We start from the raw sequence: 16,981 nt of genomic DNA, 5'->3' as shown, positions 1-16,981 counted from the left end.
GACGAGGATTTCAAGCTGCGCAAACGATTATTCTACCGAAACACACCGCTAATACCAACGGTGATATCAAAATTCTCTGCCTATTCCGCAGAAAAACCGTCTTCTGTGAACAACGTAAAAAAGAAAAAGCCAGCGTGAATAAATCCACACTGGCTTTTTGCTCGAGAAATTAACCGACGAGGTATTTAACGATGAAGATGGCTGACATCACCCATACACTCATCGACACTTCACGGCCCTTACCGCTGAATAACTTGATCGCCGCGTATGCGATAAAGCCTAACGTGATACCTTCTGCAATCGAGAATGTTAGCGGCATAACTAAACAAGTCACAACAACTGGGGACGCTTCAGTTAGGTCACGCCAATCAATGCTTACTAGCCCAGACAGCATCAAGATCGCCACATAGAATAGCGCACCTGACGTTGCATAAGCAGGGATCATACCCGCAAGTGGTGAGAACAATAGAGCAAGTAGGAAGAGTACACCAACAACTACGGCTGTTAGACCAGTACGCCCACCCGCAGCCACACCAGAAACGCTTTCAATATAAGATGTCGTGTTAGAGGTACCAAGTAATGCACCTACTGACGTTGCTGTTGAGTCTGCAAGTAACGCTTTGTTTAAACGAGGGATGTTGCCATTCTCATCAGTTAGACCAGCTTTTTGAGAAACGCCAACGAGCGTACCTGCGGTGTCAAATAAATCGACAAATAGGAAAGCAAATACGACGGAAATCATGCCTACTTCAAACAAACCAGAGAAATCCAGTTGCATGAAAGTTGGCGCAATGCTTGGTGGCGTTGACATAATACCGCCCCACTGCACATCACCAAATAGAAGACCAAGCGCTGTAACGCCAAGAATGGCGATCATCACCGCACCTTTCACACCACGGTGAACCAGTGCAATCGTAAGAAAGAAGCCAATCGCGGCCAATACAGATGGCAATGATGTGATCTCTCCCATAGAAACTAATGTCGCTGGATTATCAACGACGATACCTGCATTTTTTAATGCGATAAACGCTAAGAAAAGACCAATACCAGCTGAAATACCTGTTCGTAGAGAATGCGGGATCGAGTTAATAATCCACTCACGGATCTTAAATACGCTTAAAAGAATGAACAGAAGGCCAGAAACAAATACAGCCGCCAACGCAACTTGCCACGTATAACCCATTCCCAATACAACAGAGTAAGTAAAAAATGCGTTCAGGCCCATTCCTGGTGCCTGTGCGATTGGGTAATTGGCAACAAATCCCATGATAAAACAGCCGATTGCGGCAGCAAGACAAGTCGCGACAAAAATGGCGCCACGGTCCATACCGGTATCCGACAGGATCGCTGGGTTTACAAAAATAATGTAAGCCATAGTTAGGAAGGTCGTAACACCTGCAATGATCTCAGTGCGCACATTTGTGCCATTTTCACTGAGTTTAAAAAGCCTCTCGAGCATGATCGAATCCTGTAAAGGTAAAAAGTAAACGGTTGCGTAATCGATTGGCGGGAATTATAAAGTTATCAAATAGCAAATTCTAGATAGAATCTTCACTCTAATGCGTTTTTTTTCTTTGGATATGAAACACATTCTCTAATCTATCATAGCAAGCAAAGAAATATATTCTTATAAAACAATAGGTAACCCAGATAACACAGTTCTCTAAAAGAGAATAAAAACTGAGCAATGTACTAAACTTTCAGATGAAAAAGGCCCATTTTAAACATGGTATCTAACAGATTTGATGGAAAAGTCGATAAAACCGAAGAATGGGGAATAGAAGAAGGCTTTGATGGCAATAAGTGAGTCAGGAAGAGAAAATAGAGATAAAAAAACGCCACCCAATTTGGGTGGCGGTGAATCATGTCAGCACTATCACTGAAAAAAAATTCCAATTTATAGGGGTGAACAAACTGTTCGAGTCACATGCGTTGACTTCACTTAGTAGCCAAAGCTTGTTGGGTATACAAAGTTACCGGTGTAAACAGACTTGCTATTCCAGAACATTGTACTTGGTAAACCTTTCATAACTATCACCTTTTAAATCAATTAAACATTCGTTGATTTCTCGGTTCCTTGGAGGCGATAAAACGGACTCATCCTTTGAGCATTTCATTCTTCTCTCAGAAGCTGGTTACAAATATACCACCAAGAAATTTAATTACAAGTATTTTAGTGATTGGAATCACAAAAAATACATAAATTGACCTTTATCAAAGTTTATATGTAATTAAATTACAATTTTATGAATTAAAAAATAAAGCCACTTTCAGAATGTATGATAGAGAACACATAGTGCTTGTTATTGTATTCACAAACTGTGACAGTTCTGAGAGAAATCCTTGTGATCGCGACTACTCGTACTCCTTATCTGGTGGTATGCTAACGGCAATTTGAAGGCCAAATCGTCTAGCATTTAATGCTACCTTGACAACATTTTTACGGTATATATTTGGCAAAGCACATCAAAAGGAGTCCTCCGTGTCTGAGTTCCATTCTGAGATCAGTACCTTATCACCTGCTCCACTTTGGCAGTTTTTCGATAAGATTTGTTCTATCCCTCATCCATCGAAACATGAAGAAGCATTAGCACAGTACATTATCAACTGGGCAACAGAGCAAGGCTTTGACGTTCGCCGTGATCCAACCGGTAACGTGTTCATCAAAAAGCCCGCAACACCAGGAATGGAGAATAAGAAGGCTGTTGTACTTCAAGCACACATCGACATGGTGCCGCAGAAAAACGAAGACACTGAACACGACTTCACCAAAGATCCAATCCAACCTTACATCGATGGCGAATGGGTAACTGCGAAAGGCACGACGCTTGGTGCAGATAACGGTATTGGTATGGCTTCTTGCCTTGCTGTATTGGCATCTAAAGATATTAAGCACGGTCCACTCGAAGTTCTGCTGACGATTGATGAAGAAGCAGGCATGACTGGCGCATTTGGCCTTGAAGCTGGTTGGTTAGAGGGTGAGATTCTTCTAAATACAGACTCTGAGCAAGAAGGCGAAGTCTACATGGGTTGTGCAGGTGGCGTTGATGGCACCATGACTTTCGATATTTCTCGAGAATCAACGCCTGCAGGTTTTGTAACACGCCAACTGACGCTGAAAGGCCTAAAAGGTGGTCACTCAGGTTGTGACATTCACACAGGTCGCGGTAATGCCAACAAATTACTTGGTCGTTTCCTTGCCGGTCATGCTCAAGAGCTTGATTTACGTTTAGTCGAATTCCGTGGTGGTAGCTTACGTAATGCAATCCCTCGCGAAGCGTTTGTTACTGTCGCGCTTCCTGTCGAAAACCAAGACAAACTTGCTGAGCTGTTCAACCACTACACTGAGCTGCTTAAAACTGAATTGGGTAAAATCGAAACAGGTATCGTAACCTTTAATGAAGCGATCACGACTGACGCGCAAGTATTTTCAATCGCCGATCAGCAACGATTCATTGCGGCACTTAACGCTTGTCCAAACGGCGTAATCCGTATGAGTGATGAGGTGGAAGGCGTTGTTGAAACTTCTCTAAACGTTGGTGTGATCAGCACAGAAGAAAATAAAGTCACCGTGCTTTGCTTGATTCGTTCTCTCATTGACTCTGGCCGTAGCCAAGTGGAAAGCATGCTGCGCTCGATTACTGAGCTAGCAGGCGCACAAATTCAGTTCTCAGGCGCTTACCCTGGCTGGAAGCCAGATGCAGATTCCGAGATCATGGCAATTTTCCGTGATATGTATGAAGGCATTTACGGTCATAAGCCGAACATCATGGTCATCCATGCTGGTCTTGAGTGTGGCCTATTTAAAGAACCATACCCACACATGGATATGGTTTCTTTCGGTCCAACAATAAAATTCCCTCACTCTCCAGATGAGAAAGTGAAGATTGATACTGTTCAGTTGTACTGGGATCAGATGGTCGCGCTTTTAGAAGCGATTCCAGAGAAAGCATAATTCAATCACGAAAAATGACAAAGGGTGCCATACGGCACCCTTTTTTTGGTTTAGTTGAACCCAACTACACACGGTTTTGCGCGTAAGCGGCTAATTCATCCATTGAGGTTTGTGCAGCAACTTCACCATCAATGTAGTAAGTAACAAACTCACCATCGCGTACACCCATGAGTGTCGCCTTTTCACCGTTACTGTAAGTAATATCCATTTGAACAGTGTTCTCATCGATTTGCTGCATTCGCCCCTGCTCAATGACACGGTTATCCGCTAATGGTGCGATTGGTGCCGTCGTTAACGACTTATCTAACTGGTGATTGACATCAATGTAAGTATCTACCTTTGTATCGAAGATATGTGGCTTACCATTTAACGGGTTCTTACCCGTCCAAAATTCTAGAGAGTTAAACACGATATAATCCGCTGCGATCGCGACACCATAAACAGGCGCTAAAAGCATATTTAGACCACCTCGAGCGTAACGGTTGTCAACAGCTTTCAAGTTAAACCCCATAACATAACCTGTCACGGCATTACTACCTACGCAACCTGAAAGTGAAACTGCTACCGCAGTCAATGCACCAATTTTAGCAATTGCCTTTTTCATCAAAACCTCTAGTTAGAAAGTGTGAAACCTCAAATTCGGCGCGGATATTATCGGATAAAAAGTAGGGTTAAAAGTCCGTTTTTTTGTCCTCCATGAACAGTATTATTTTTAATACAGTCACATTTTTTAAGGCTATTATTGCGCACTCTTCTCTATGTCTTGTTATGTATTAAACTGATAGAAAAGATCATATTGAAAACAAAAACTTCACACATACCAAAATTTCACGCATGACGATTAAAGTAATTTGTCGTGTCCTTAATGAGAATGATTAGTGCGATTTTGCAGCAATTGTTACATTGCTGATGACGCATTTGACAGAGATGGTTTATGGCCAGAAGTAAAAAAAGCAAAGTATTTGAGCTCTTAGGACATCAAATACAACCAGGACAACGATTAGAGATCGAATTTGAAGCAGCGAAGCTATATACACATTCGCCTTTATCTATTCCTGTGGAAATCATCCATGGGAAACAAGAAGGACCAGTGTTAATGGTGAATGCCGCTATCCATGGTGATGAGCTTAATGGCGTAGAAATCGTTCGTCAGATCATTAACCAACTGGATCCACAAAAACTGAAAGGCACTGTCATTGCAGTACCTATCGTTAACGTTTTTGGTTTCATCCATAAATCTCGTTACTTGCCCGACCGACGAGATCTCAACCGTTGCTTTCCTGGCAGTGAAAAAGGCGCACTTGCATCTCGTATGGCACACGGGTTCTTTAACAACATTGCCAAGCGTTGTGACTACATTTTGGATCTACACACAGGGGCCATTCATCGCACGAACTTGCCACAGATCCGCGCAAACTTAAGCAACTCAGAAACTCTGCGTATTGCTCAAGCATTTGCAACGCCAGTGATTGTTGATTCAGCATTGCGTGATGGCTCTTTACGCAGTGAAGCAGAAAAATGCGATATTCCAGTGCTCACCTACGAAGCTGGCGAAGCATTGCGTTTTGATCCACTTTCGATCAGCGCTGGTGTACTCGGGGTTCGGCGCGTAATGCAAGCCATTGGTATGTTGCGAGCGAGCAGGAAAAAGCTGCCTGAGCCTATCATAGCTAAGTCCACCAGCTGGGTTCGCGCGTCAGGTAACGGCATTTTGCGTACTGTCGTTAATCTGGGAGACAAAGTAGAACAGGGGGAATCGCTCGCTTACATTAGCTCTCCTCTTGGTCATGATGAGATAGAACTAAAAGCCCCGAAGCGTGGTTTGGTTATCGGTCAACAAACATTACCATTGGTGAACGAAGGCGATGCAATTTTCCACCTTGCCTATTTTAACCAAGGTGATAATGCTTTAGAGCAAGCAGTCGAAAGCTATATTGAAGGCCTCACTGAATTCGATGCCGAGCCGCTGACAACCGGACAGATACCGTTAGAAACTCAGTAATTCCTATCAAGTAGGCGCCTGATTAGCTCAAAAGGAGCAACAGTGCTCGCACTATCTTGTTTAAAGCCAATAAGCTCAGCGTCCATGATGCTGGGCTTTTTGTTTTATGTACGCTAACGATACTTATCGTAGTTTCCACGAATGGATAAAAAACTTTACAATCCATCGCAAAAACACATTTGATAATTAATCTCATTATCATTTATTAATCGTAATAATGTTCTTATAATCCGAGCTTCATAAAAACACTATAAATCATCAATATGAAACGATTAATAAGTCATCCATTCAAAGTAAATCTCATTTCACTGGCTTTGCTCTTCCCTCTTTATTCATATGCTGAGACAACGCCAAATGAAGAGCTTGAAGTCATAGGCGTTCGTTATGCCAAACCTATTACCATTGCTGAGCCTGCGCAAACCACCATTAATTGGTCAGAGATTGAAGAGCAACAGTACTCTAATTTTGCCTCAATGATCGATGCCGTTCCCGGTGCATCAATAGATGGTGGCGGTCGTTCTGGTGGCGAACGTATTAACATTCGTGGTTTTGATGATCCAAGCGATATCGCCGTCTTTGTCGATGGCGCTCCAATTGGCTTTCAACAATACCGCTACGGTACCTTCTTTTTTGATCCGTTCTTAATTGGCGAAGCAGAAATTATCAAGGGCGCGCACGACTATCGAGCACTCAACGGGAAGTTTGGTGGCTCCATTCGCATTAAAACCAAAAGTGTCGATGATCTCCTTTACGGCGACAGAAACTTTGGTGCTCGCATCTCAAGTGCATACAACACTAACGGTGATGAGAACGCCTACACGCTAACACTCTATGGTAAAAACGATACTGGTTTTTATTTTCTAGCGAATGGCTCGGTAAAAGATTCTGATGACATTAAAGTCGGAGGTGGTGAAACGCTGGATTACTCAGGTTATGAGCAAGAAAACATGCTCGTAAAGGTCGGTTATGAAAACAACGATCACGAGTTTGAAATTAGCCACACTCGCTACAAAGATGAAGGTCGTAAACCTTGGGCTAACCGCCGCGGAAAAATGCCTAACATCACCGAATACAATATCAAGAAATACGGCTCATTAGAAAAAGCCCAATACGCTTACACCGTCGATAACAAATACACGGACAACACCACAACCATCTCTTACCACTACATGCCGACTAACCCGTATATTGATTTCAATATCAAAATGGCACGTTCCAAAAACGATCGTCATTGGGTTCGCCCTGACGTAGCATTCGAGAAAATGTTCGTTTCTGTTGGCAGCTACGGTCATGAGTCATGGCTGAGTTACGAGCGTGATTACGTTGATGTGTTTAACCAAGCGCAATTCGGAGACCACACTCTAGTCACTGGGCTTCAATATCAAAAAACCGATAGAGACTCGTTAGTATTCAACGCATCATACGACAGTAATGAAGCGAAAAACTACGGTTGGTACACCCCTTACTACGAACCATCTGGCACGCAGTCAATTTATGCCGCTTACATTGCTGATCACTATCAAGCAACAGACCGCCTAACAATCACACCTTCTCTGCGTTACGAATACATCAAGAGTGAAGGAAAAGGGAACGCAGCGCCGGATTATAATGATCCAGCTGCCGGACATGACTATGGTGAAACGACGCATAAAGGCTTTAGCCCACGTTTGGATATCGACTTTGATGCGAGCAATAATACGCGTTTAAACGCCTCCTACGCCTACGCTTTAAAAGCACCAACCGTTGATAACATCTACTCAGTGCAATATGCGCGAGCTACCGCTACGGCTACTGCTTTGAATCTGGACGTGTCTCGTATCCATGCTTATCAAGCAAGCGTTATCAACTTAACGGAAGGGCTGGTGAACTCTCGCGATAACCTCGCAACAGAGTTAACTATGTTCTATAACGATGTTAGCGACACAGTTGATATACGAACGGGCGAAAACCTCGACAAAAATACTACTGAGTTACAAAGCTGGAATACAAACCTAGATGGCTTTAAAAACTATGGCTTTGAGCTAATTTCACAATACCGGATTGAAGATTTCTACAGTAATTTCTCAGCAAGTTACATTCGCGGCAAAAACAAAGGTAGCCTATCTGACTCTACAGGTTCAGATGATGATCATCCTGATGTACCGCCATTAAACATTAATCTGGGTTTAGGTTACGAATGGATTCCTGGTTTACGTACGGGCTGGGAAGTCCGTTGGTATGATGCGCAAACCAAAACCAAGGCAAGCGGTAATAATTTAAAAGTGAAATCGCCAAGTGAGCAATACACGCTACAAAACGCTTACGTGGTTTGGGAAATACAACAAGTCGAAGGCTTGAGCGTTGGCGCGGTTGTGAAAAACTTAACCGATCGTTACTACGAAGCATACCTATCTAATGGCGTGCCTTCGCCTGGTCGCGAAGTCAAACTGCACCTCACTTATCAATACTAACCATACCTAAAAGATGCAGGGCAGACATTAACTGCCCTGTTATATCGTATCCAATGGCCATAATTGCACGCCGTTTTATTTATCAGTATTATCATTTCCTTTTGCTTGCATACACATTATGAACAATCTAAAAACACGGCTTCTTCTGATTTGCTTCTTCCCTGTAGGTAGCCTAGCGCAAGCTTCTGAGAGCATTGCAGACTACTTACAAGAACAAAGCAAGCACCAAGTTTCATAAGATTTTTACGCACAGCCAACAGCAAATAACCTGAATCTAGATGCAAAAACTAACTCTTTAACTTGGCACGAAGATGGTAAGCCGGATCACTGTCGTTACGCCAAGCAGCCCAAAGACGTCGCAACACATTTCGACTACGGTGAAGCAAACGATCTATCTGACGGCTTACAACACTTTGATTTACCGGAAAGACATTCTGCAAAGGTCAAATCGACACATCGCACTTATGCTAATAACCCTCACCTTCTTCCTGGCAATAAACAATTTGCAGCCCCTGAAGACGGCACGTTTAGCCTGTCCGTATCATCGGATTGTTTTTAGCCGATATAAATAAAAAATGCCCTGAGACAAAACTCAGGGCATTTTCACTATTTGTTTGATGGGTAACGTCACCATCTCACCGATTTAAACTTATTCTTCGTCAGTGTCTACTTCGGTTTCACGTGCTTTGCGGGCTTCTTCTTTACGAACTTTTGCCGCTAGTTGTTCTGCTTCACGCTCTTGACGTTGCGCTGCTTTACGCTCGTTACGAACCACTTGGTTTTGGATAAATCCAGCCAGTTCTTGTTCAGCCCAAGCTTGTGCTTTCTCTTCGCTGTCAAAGCCTGTTTCACGCTTTGATACTACAGTCTTACGAGATGTCACTTGGCGAGTGATTTCTGCGCTCCAGCCGTTACGTTTTTCAGTGACGCGGATAGCAAATTTTGGATTCTTAGACATTTCTTTCATTTCCTAAGGGATTTAGGGATCAATCAGGGATTCGGTCAACTTGATAACTCCATCTAAGCTGAGCTGTTTAACACCATCCCTTGGTAAGCGCGGTATTAGAGCATAAAAGTAATCTAAACGCTGCAAGTTTTTTACGCTAGATAATAGATGACAAAGAAGAGGCAGAACAAAGCAACGTTTCGCCAAGTCACTAGAAAGAGCGACGAAGAAAAAAGAAAGCGCTGGTCTCTCAACCAACGCTTTACTTAAGCTAGATTAACCTTTGGTTAATTAACCGATATTCTTACGGGCATTTTGGAACATACGCATCCAAGCGCCATTTTCACCCCAACCTTCCGGAGCCCAAGAGTTCGCAACTGTGCGGAATACGCGCTCTGGGTGAGGCATCATGATAGTTACGCGACCGTCTGCTGTTGTTAAACCGGTAATCGCATTTGGCGAACCATTCGGGTTGTTCGGGTATTGTTGTGTTGGGTTACCGAGGTTATCCACGTAACGAACCGCAACCGTACCTGATGCTTCAATCGCTGCTAGGTGCTCTGCATCACGTACTTCTACACGCCCTTCACCGTGGGAAACCGCGATTGGCATGCGCGAACCAGCCATTCCGTCGAAGAATACAGAATCAGATTTCTGAACTTCAACTAGACTAAAGCGCGCTTCAAAACGCTCAGATTCGTTGCGCACAAAACGTGGCCACAAGTCTGCACCTGGGATCAGCTCTTTCAGGTTTGATAGCATCTGACAACCGTTACATACACCTAAAGAGAACGTCTCTTCACGGTTGAAGAAGGCTTGGAACTGTTCACGAGCTTGTGCGTTAAACAGGATAGACTTAGCCCAACCTTCACCCGCACCTAGTACGTCGCCGTAAGAGAAGCCACCACAAGCTACTAAGCCATGGTATTCATCCAGTACCGCTTGGCCTGTTAGGATATCGCTCATATGGATGTCGGTTGCTTCAAAACCTGCGCGGTCAAACGCTGCTGCCATTTCGACGTGGGAGTTAACGCCCTGCTCACGTAGGATTGCCATCTTAGGTTTAGCACCTTTCGCAATGTACGGTGCTGCAACGTCTTCATTTACGTCGAAGCTGAGCTTAACGTTTAGACCAGGGTCAGAGTTGTCTTTCTTAGCTTCGTGCTCTTGGTCTGCACACGCTGGGTTATCACGTAGACTTTGCATCTTATGCGTTGTTTCAGCCCAGATAACGCGTAGTTCGGTACGTGAACGTTCAAGCACAACTGCATCACCAGAAGTGATAACAAAGTCATCTGAAGCTTCAACAGAACCAATCACATGTGAGCATGCCTGTAAGCCGTTTGCCGCCAGAGTAGATAGAACTGAATCTAGATCATCATTCTTAACTTGAACAACCGCACCTAGCTCTTCGTTAAATAGAACGGCTAGCGCATCATCACCCAGCTCTGCGATGTTCGCTTTTACGCCACAGTGACCCGCGAACGCCATCTCAGCCAGTGTAACAAAAAGACCGCCGTCGCCTTTATCGTGGTAAGCCACTAGCTTGTCATCACGTACTAACGCTTGCATTGCATCAAAGAAGCCTTTTAGCTGCTCTGCATTATCTACGTCAGCAGGTTTGTCACCCAGCTGTTTGTATACTTGTGCCAATGCTGTCGCACCTAAGCGGTTTTTTCCGTTACCCAAGTCAACAAGAACTAGAGAGGTATCTCCTTTGTCAGTGCGTAGTTGTGGAGTCACGGTCTTACGTACGTCTTCCACACGACCAAATGCCGTGATAACTAGCGACAGTGGAGAAGTGACTTCTTTGCTCTCGCCGTTTTCTTCCCACTTGGTTTTCATCGACATGGAGTCTTTACCAACTGGGATCGTCAAACCTAACGCAGGACACAATTCTTCACCAACCGCTTTCACTGCTTCGTAAAGACCCGCATCTTCACCTGGGTGACCCGCTGGAGACATCCAGTTCGCAGACAGTTTAATGTGTTTAATATCACCGATGTCTGTTGCCGCAATGTTCGTTAGTGACTCACCAACGGCTAGGCGAGCCGATGCTCCAAAGTCTAGTAATGCCACTGGCGTGCGCTCACCCATCGACATTGCTTCGCCATGGTAAGTGTCGTAGCTTGCCGCTGTTACTGCGCAGTTTGCTACTGGTACCTGCCAAGGACCAACCATTTGATCACGAGCAACCAGACCCGTTACTGTTCGGTCACCGATAGTAATTAGGAATGTTTTTTCTGCAACAGCAGGAAGACGAAGTACGCGATCCACCGCTTCATTAAGCTCAATACCATCACGAACAATGGCAGGGCTTTCCACTTTTAGTGTGGTTGCGTCACGGTGCATCTTCGGTGGCTTACCAAGCAGGATATCCATTGGCATATCGATTGGCGTATTGTCGAAGTGAGAATCTTCTAGCGTTAGATGACGCTCTTCTGTCGCCACACCCACCACTGCATACGGTGCGCGTTCACGCTTACAGATGGCGTCGAATGCTTCCATGTTTTCTGGCGCCACCGCTAGAACGTAACGTTCCTGTGATTCGTTACACCAGATTTCCAGTGGGCTCATGCCCGGCTCATCGTTTGGTACATCGCGTAATTGGAACTTACCGCCACGCTCACCGTCGTCGACAAGTTCAGGCAATGCGTTAGAGATACCGCCTGCACCCACATCGTGGATAAATGCGATTGGGTTGTCGTCGCCTAACTGCCAACAACGGTCGATCACTTCCTGACAACGACGTTCCATCTCTGGGTTTTCACGCTGTACTGAAGCGAAGTCCAGATCTTCTGCTGACTGACCAGATGCCATGGAAGATGCCGCGCCACCACCAAGACCGATGTTCATTGCCGGACCACCAAGTACGATTAGGCTCGCACCCACAGGGATCTCTTTCTTCTGTACGTGTTCATCGCGGATGTTACCCATACCACCAGCAATCATGATTGGTTTGTGGTAACCACGAATTTCTTCACCCGCATGAGAAGTGACTTTTTCTTCGTAAGTACGGAAGTAACCCAATAGATTTGGACGACCAAATTCGTTGTTGAATGCCGCGCCGCCTAGAGGGCCTTCAAGCATGATGTCTAACGCATTTACAATACGACCCGGCTTGCCGAAGTCGGTTTCCCATGGCTGTTCAAAACCAGGAATACGTAAGTTAGAGGTTGTAAAGCCAACCAGACCCGCTTTTGGCTTACCGCCGATACCCGTCGCGCCTTCGTCACGGATTTCACCGCCTGAGCCAGTCGATGCGCCCGGCCATGGAGAGATTGCCGTTGGGTGGTTGTGCGTTTCTACCTTCATCAAGATGTGCGTATCTTCATGGTGGTACGTGTATTGACGAGATTTAGGGTCAGGGAAGAAACGCCCCGCTTTAGAACCTGTCATAACGGCTGCGTTGTCTTTGTATGCAGACAGTACATAGTCAGGTGTCGTTTCAAAAGTGTTTTTGATCATTTTGAACAAAGACTTAGGTTGATCTACCCCGTCGATAGTCCAATCTGCGTTAAAAATTTTGTGGCGACAATGCTCTGAGTTCGCCTGAGCAAACATCATCAATTCAATGTCGTTTGGGTTACGCCCAAGCTTAGTAAAGTTCTCTACCAAGTAATCAATTTCATCTTCTGCGAGTGCCAAGCCAAGGGAAACGTTTGCCTCTTCAAGCGCAAGACGACCGCCAGCTAAGATATCAACATGTGCGACAGGCTTAGGCTCTGCAACAGTAAATAATGCTGATGCGGCTTCAAATTCTGTGAATACTGTTTCCATCATGCGGTCGTGAATTAACGCTTTAACAGCGTCAGCTTGAGCTTCTGATAGAACAACTGAAGATTCGACATAATAAGCCGTACCACGCTCTAGACGTTTCACTTTATCCAGACCACAGTTAACAGCGATATCGGTAGATTTAGAAGACCAAGGCGAGATAGTGCCAGGACGAGGCGTGACAAGAAGTAGAAGACCTTCAGGCTCATGCTCTTCGATGGTTGGGCCGTAAGTTAGTAACTTTTCAAGTTTTTCTAACTCTTGGTCATCAAGGTCTGACTTTAGATCGGCAAAGTGCATAAACTCGGCATAAATGCTAGTTACAGGCAGATCTTGTTCACGACAAAGTTCCAGTAGTTTATTAACACGAAACTCAGAAAGAGCTGGGGAGCCACGCAAAATTCTCATGTGCTTAGGTCTCTTATGCAATTGATTAAGGTGATATTGGAATAAATTCAGACACTTAAAATAAGCCCTGTCGAACCTATGCCGATTCCACCTCGTCATTGCGAGCGCATTATATAGTAATTGTTTTTGTGATGTAACACCAAAAGCAACCGTTTGCGTCATTTTTTTTGTCAAATTTGAATTACAACTAAAATGTCGATAAAACACACAATGTCACGTTATAAGTGTGTGATTCACTTTGCCCCATGAGCTCGCTTTGATATAAAGGCAAATAGAAATTTTCCAAGATGTACCTATTAATGCAAATAAGTCACTTCAACCGGCTCAAGCGCAGTGCTCTAATTTTAGTTTCTGTTCTTTTGCTCTCAGCTTGCCAGATTGAGTCGGAGCCCAAAAGTGAATTTGAAAAAATTCAAGAACGTGGTGTGCTTCGTGTTGGCACGCTAAACAATCAGCTTTCCTACTACATAGGTCCCGATGGTCCCGCAGGGTTGGATTACGAATTGGCGCGTCAGTTTGCGGAACAGCTCGGCGTCAAACTCGAGATTAAACCAGCCTTTCGCCAGGCTGAGCTTTTTCCTGCTCTTAAGAAAGGAGATATCGATATCATCGCTACGGGTTTAAATCAAACGTCACAAGCAGTCAAACGATTTAGACCAGGCCCTGCCTATTATTATGTAAGCCAACAAGTGGTATATAAAAAAGGGCAACTTCGACCACGTGATATCGAACAACTCATTGAATACCAAGCCTCGAAAGACGACGAGTCCGACGAAGATACAAATGCAGGCGCTCAAACATTAAAGATCGTTGAACAATCGCAATATGTTCCGACCCTAACAGCGTTAAAGAAGCAGTATCCAGAACTTCAGTTTGAAATTGTTGGTGATGCTGACACGAGAGACTTACTCAAATACGTATCGACGGGTGAGTTACGTTTTACTGTGACTGATTCGGTGGAACTTTCCCTTGCTCAACGCCTTTACCCCGATCTTGCGCTCGCGTTTGAACTTACAGAAGATCAACCTGTGTCTTGGTTTACTCGACGTTCTGAAGACGAAAGCTTGTATGCGATGCTGATAGAGTTTTTCGGTAACATCAAACAATCAGGAGAACTGTCCACCCTCGAAGAAAAGTACATTGGTCATATTGAAGCATTTGACTACGTTGATACTCGCGCATTCATTCGAGCTCTGGATGACAAATTGCCTAAATGGGCACCTTTATTCCAAAAATACAGCGAAGAGTTCGACTGGCGATTAATTGCAGCATTGGCTTATCAAGAGTCACATTGGAAACCAACAGCAAAATCGCCAACGGGTGTTAGGGGGATGATGATGCTTACTCTGCCAACAGCGAAAAGCGTCGGGGTAACAAACCGTTTAGACCCTGAGCAATCTGTTCGTGGTGGTGTCGAGTATTTACGTCGCATTGTAGGTCGCGTGCCTGATAGCATCAACGAGCATGAAAAAATATGGTTTGCGTTAGCTTCATACAATATTGGTTACGGCCACATGATGGACGCACGACGACTCACCAAAGCACAAGGTGGCGATCCGAACGCTTGGGCCGATGTAAAAGACAGGCTGCCTTTACTTCGTCAGAAGCGCTATTACAGCCAAACTCGCTATGGGTACGCCAGAGGCGATGAAGCGCGTAATTACGTAGAAAATATTCGACGTTACTACCAATCCATCATTGGTCATGTCAGCCAACAGCTAGCGATTGATGAGAATAGCGATGACTTGCAAGTGATTCCGCCGCTCAACCCCGACATTTTGATATCGGGCGCAGTAGAGACCGTCGTAGAACAAGTCTCTGGCGCTTCTGACGTCACGGTTGAAGAAGACACCGAACAAGAAAGCATTGAAGAATAAACCCGCGGTAAACTAAAAAATGACGAGCCTATGAAGCTCGTCATTTTTGTTGAGTCCTAACGAAAACTTATCTAGAATCCAATATTCTGAGTGACACCAACCACACTCAACCATTCCTTTGGTTGGTCGCCTTTTCTTTATCGTTAGTAAAACTGATTGCTTTGTAACCACATGGTTTAGCTCACTTGATGAAGCGGCGCCTTCGGCTACACTCTGCCGAAATAACGTCACTCCTATTATTAAGCATCGTATTGAAATTGTTTGCTGGCTCTGTGCAATGCAGAAGTCAAATGAAGAACGTTTAAACCATACAATGTTTAGTGCGATTATCGAGCCTATTGCCAAGCATCGATGAGCCGCGCTTTACTGGTATAAGTCTTGTCTGCAGGAGGTTTTGAATATGAGAAGACGTAGAGTGCAGTCAAAGCGTTTAAATAACACAGTAGCTGCTATCCGACGTAAACGTAAACTGACATGTATGAAAAAGAAAGTAAGTTCACGTAATCGTGTTTTTGTACATTTAGTCAATCACTAGTGCGTCCAAGCAAACATCTACCACGTTGTAGGTGTTTGCTAGCCCTCACTACTCCCACTACCTTGCTCGCTCTCTCGATTTTCTAATGCTTTTTGTGCTTGCTTCTTCGCTTTAATTTCCTTTCGGCGGCGCTTAAAAAACGCTTGTAGCTGAGTACGGCACTCATTTTCTAGCAGCCCCTTTTCAACTAAGGTGTAATGGTAAGCGGCTTGGCTTTCAAACAAATTAAGCACTGTTCCTGCTGCTCCAGCTTTTAAATCTGGCGCTCCAAAAACAACCCGCTTAACGCGGCTATGCAATAAGGCTCCGGCACACATTGGGCATGGCTCAAGTGTTACATATAACGTCGTATCCAGAAGGCGGTAATTTTCTAGCTTTTGGCCTGCTTTACGCAGCGTTTGGATCTCAGCATGTGCGGTAGCGTCATTAGTACCAATAGAGCGATTCCACCCCTCAGCGATAATTTCACCATCTTTGACAAGCACTGCGCCAACAGGTACTTCCCCCTCAGCTTCTGCTTGCTCAGCAAGCTCCATCGCTCTGCGCATAAACAATTCATCTTGAGGGGTAAACGGATGGTTAGACAAAGGAGGCTCCAAAGAAACAAAAAACGATTGAAGTCGGGAATTTTATCACCAACTTCGGTTTCACTACAGCAACACATCACGGGACAAAGTCTGCAACCCCAAAAAACCTAGTTACAAGACCTATCGATGTTCGTTGTGCGAGAACAAAAAAGCGCAGATCGAAGACCTGCGCTTTTCGGCTGCCAATTAGTGGCTTTCACACCCTACACGTTTTTACATTGTGTAAGTGTAAGGAGCTTGAATGCCTAGCGGGATACCTACCATCCAATAAGCAACTAGGAAGATAGACCAACCGATCAGCATTGCGATCGAGAATGGCATCATTAGTGACGCAAGCGTACCGATACCAGCCGACTTCACATAACGCTGACAGTAAACCACTACAAGAGGGAAAAATACCATTAGAGGCGAAATGATGTTCGATACAGAGTCACCCACACGGTA

At 44.6% G+C, this 16,981-nt stretch carries 10 protein-coding genes and 1 pseudogene; 5 read left to right on the top strand and 6 right to left on the bottom strand.

The annotated features are described in order from the left end of the window. Positions 1 to 169: 169 nt before the first annotated feature. Positions 170 to 1,459 carry an NCS2 family permease gene (locus tag R7041_RS19225; protein WP_005381592.1) on the bottom strand — a complete coding sequence of 430 codons (1,290 nt, stop codon included), beginning with the start codon at positions 1,457 to 1,459 and terminating at the stop codon, positions 170 to 172. A 1,023-nt stretch (positions 1,460 to 2,482) separates the two neighbouring features. Between R7041_RS19225 and R7041_RS19220 the strand changes: the two genes are divergently transcribed. After that, the gene (locus tag R7041_RS19220) at positions 2,483 to 3,955 is read left to right on the top strand and encodes an aminoacyl-histidine dipeptidase (protein ID WP_005381594.1); all 1,473 of its coding nucleotides are present in this window, start codon (positions 2,483 to 2,485) and stop codon (positions 3,953 to 3,955) included. A 64-nt stretch (positions 3,956 to 4,019) separates the two neighbouring features. Here the strand turns inward: R7041_RS19220 and R7041_RS19215 are convergent, their stop codons facing one another. After that, complete coding sequence (locus R7041_RS19215) at positions 4,020 to 4,559, bottom strand: DUF3332 domain-containing protein (RefSeq protein WP_005381596.1); 540 nt, start codon at positions 4,557 to 4,559, stop codon at positions 4,020 to 4,022. A gap of 330 nt (positions 4,560 to 4,889) precedes the next feature. Between R7041_RS19215 and R7041_RS19210 the strand changes: the two genes are divergently transcribed. The 3 genes and pseudogenes from R7041_RS19210 to R7041_RS19200 all read left to right on the top strand — a co-directional run bounded on the left by R7041_RS19210 (position 4,890) and on the right by R7041_RS19200 (position 8,966). Continuing rightward, entirely contained in the window at positions 4,890 to 5,957 is a 1,068-nt protein-coding gene (locus R7041_RS19210; protein WP_064369027.1) for a succinylglutamate desuccinylase/aspartoacylase family protein, read from the top strand. Between the two features lie 263 nt (positions 5,958 to 6,220). After that, positions 6,221 to 8,407 carry a TonB-dependent receptor domain-containing protein gene (locus tag R7041_RS19205; protein WP_064369026.1) on the top strand — a complete coding sequence of 729 codons (2,187 nt, stop codon included), beginning with the start codon at positions 6,221 to 6,223 and terminating at the stop codon, positions 8,405 to 8,407. Positions 8,408 to 8,525: 118 nt separating this feature from the next. After that, positions 8,526 to 8,966 (top strand): annotated as a pseudogene (locus tag R7041_RS19200) (DNA-directed RNA polymerase subunit beta). Between the two features lie 90 nt (positions 8,967 to 9,056). Here the strand turns inward: R7041_RS19200 and R7041_RS19195 are convergent. Then, positions 9,057 to 9,365, bottom strand: coding sequence for a DUF3622 domain-containing protein (locus tag R7041_RS19195; RefSeq protein ID WP_025998700.1), 309 nt, complete (start codon positions 9,363 to 9,365; stop codon positions 9,057 to 9,059). Positions 9,366 to 9,644: 279 nt separating this feature from the next. Continuing rightward, positions 9,645 to 13,538 (bottom strand): phosphoribosylformylglycinamidine synthase, encoded by a 3,894-nt coding sequence (gene purL / locus R7041_RS19190; protein ID WP_064369025.1) that lies wholly within the window; start codon positions 13,536 to 13,538, stop codon positions 9,645 to 9,647. Between the two features lie 299 nt (positions 13,539 to 13,837). Here purL and mltF point away from each other — a divergent pair, with 299 nt between their 5' ends. Then, a complete protein-coding gene (gene mltF, locus R7041_RS19185) occupies positions 13,838 to 15,415 on the top strand; it encodes a membrane-bound lytic murein transglycosylase MltF (RefSeq protein ID WP_206949561.1) in 1,578 nt (525 codons plus the stop codon). Positions 15,416 to 15,988: 573 nt separating this feature from the next. Here the strand turns inward: mltF and tadA are convergent. Both tadA and R7041_RS19175 read right to left on the bottom strand, forming a co-directional pair. After that, the gene (tadA, locus tag R7041_RS19180) at positions 15,989 to 16,498 is read right to left on the bottom strand and encodes a tRNA adenosine(34) deaminase TadA (RefSeq protein ID WP_373920991.1); all 510 of its coding nucleotides are present in this window, start codon (positions 16,496 to 16,498) and stop codon (positions 15,989 to 15,991) included. Positions 16,499 to 16,750: 252 nt separating this feature from the next. Then, positions 16,751 to 16,981: AbgT family transporter (locus R7041_RS19175; RefSeq protein ID WP_318128686.1), on the bottom strand; the 231-nt coding region annotated here is incomplete at its 5' end.

The sequence above is a fragment of the Vibrio sp. 1751 genome (assembly GCF_033339895.1).
Lineage (GTDB): Bacteria > Pseudomonadota > Gammaproteobacteria > Enterobacterales > Vibrionaceae > Vibrio > Vibrio alginolyticus.
Note: the sequence above shows the minus strand (reverse complement) of the source record. Positions and strands in the feature narration are given on the sequence as shown.

Coding starts and splice junctions, on each gene's coding strand:
- R7041_RS19225 (WP_005381592.1), bottom strand. CDS start 1,459: ATGCTCGAGAGGCTTTTTAAACTCAGTGAAAATGGCACAAATGTGCGC.
- R7041_RS19215 (WP_005381596.1), bottom strand. CDS start 4,559: ATGAAAAAGGCAATTGCTAAAATTGGTGCATTGACTGCGGTAGCAGTT.
- R7041_RS19210 (WP_064369027.1), top strand. CDS start 4,890: ATGGCCAGAAGTAAAAAAAGCAAAGTATTTGAGCTCTTAGGACATCAA.
- R7041_RS19205 (WP_064369026.1), top strand. CDS start 6,221: ATGAAACGATTAATAAGTCATCCATTCAAAGTAAATCTCATTTCACTG.
- R7041_RS19195 (WP_025998700.1), bottom strand. CDS start 9,365: ATGTCTAAGAATCCAAAATTTGCTATCCGCGTCACTGAAAAACGTAAC.
- purL (WP_064369025.1), bottom strand. CDS start 13,538: ATGAGAATTTTGCGTGGCTCCCCAGCTCTTTCTGAGTTTCGTGTTAAT.
- mltF (WP_206949561.1), top strand. CDS start 13,838: ATGCAAATAAGTCACTTCAACCGGCTCAAGCGCAGTGCTCTAATTTTA.
- tadA (WP_373920991.1), bottom strand. CDS start 16,498: ATGCGCAGAGCGATGGAGCTTGCTGAGCAAGCAGAAGCTGAGGGGGAA.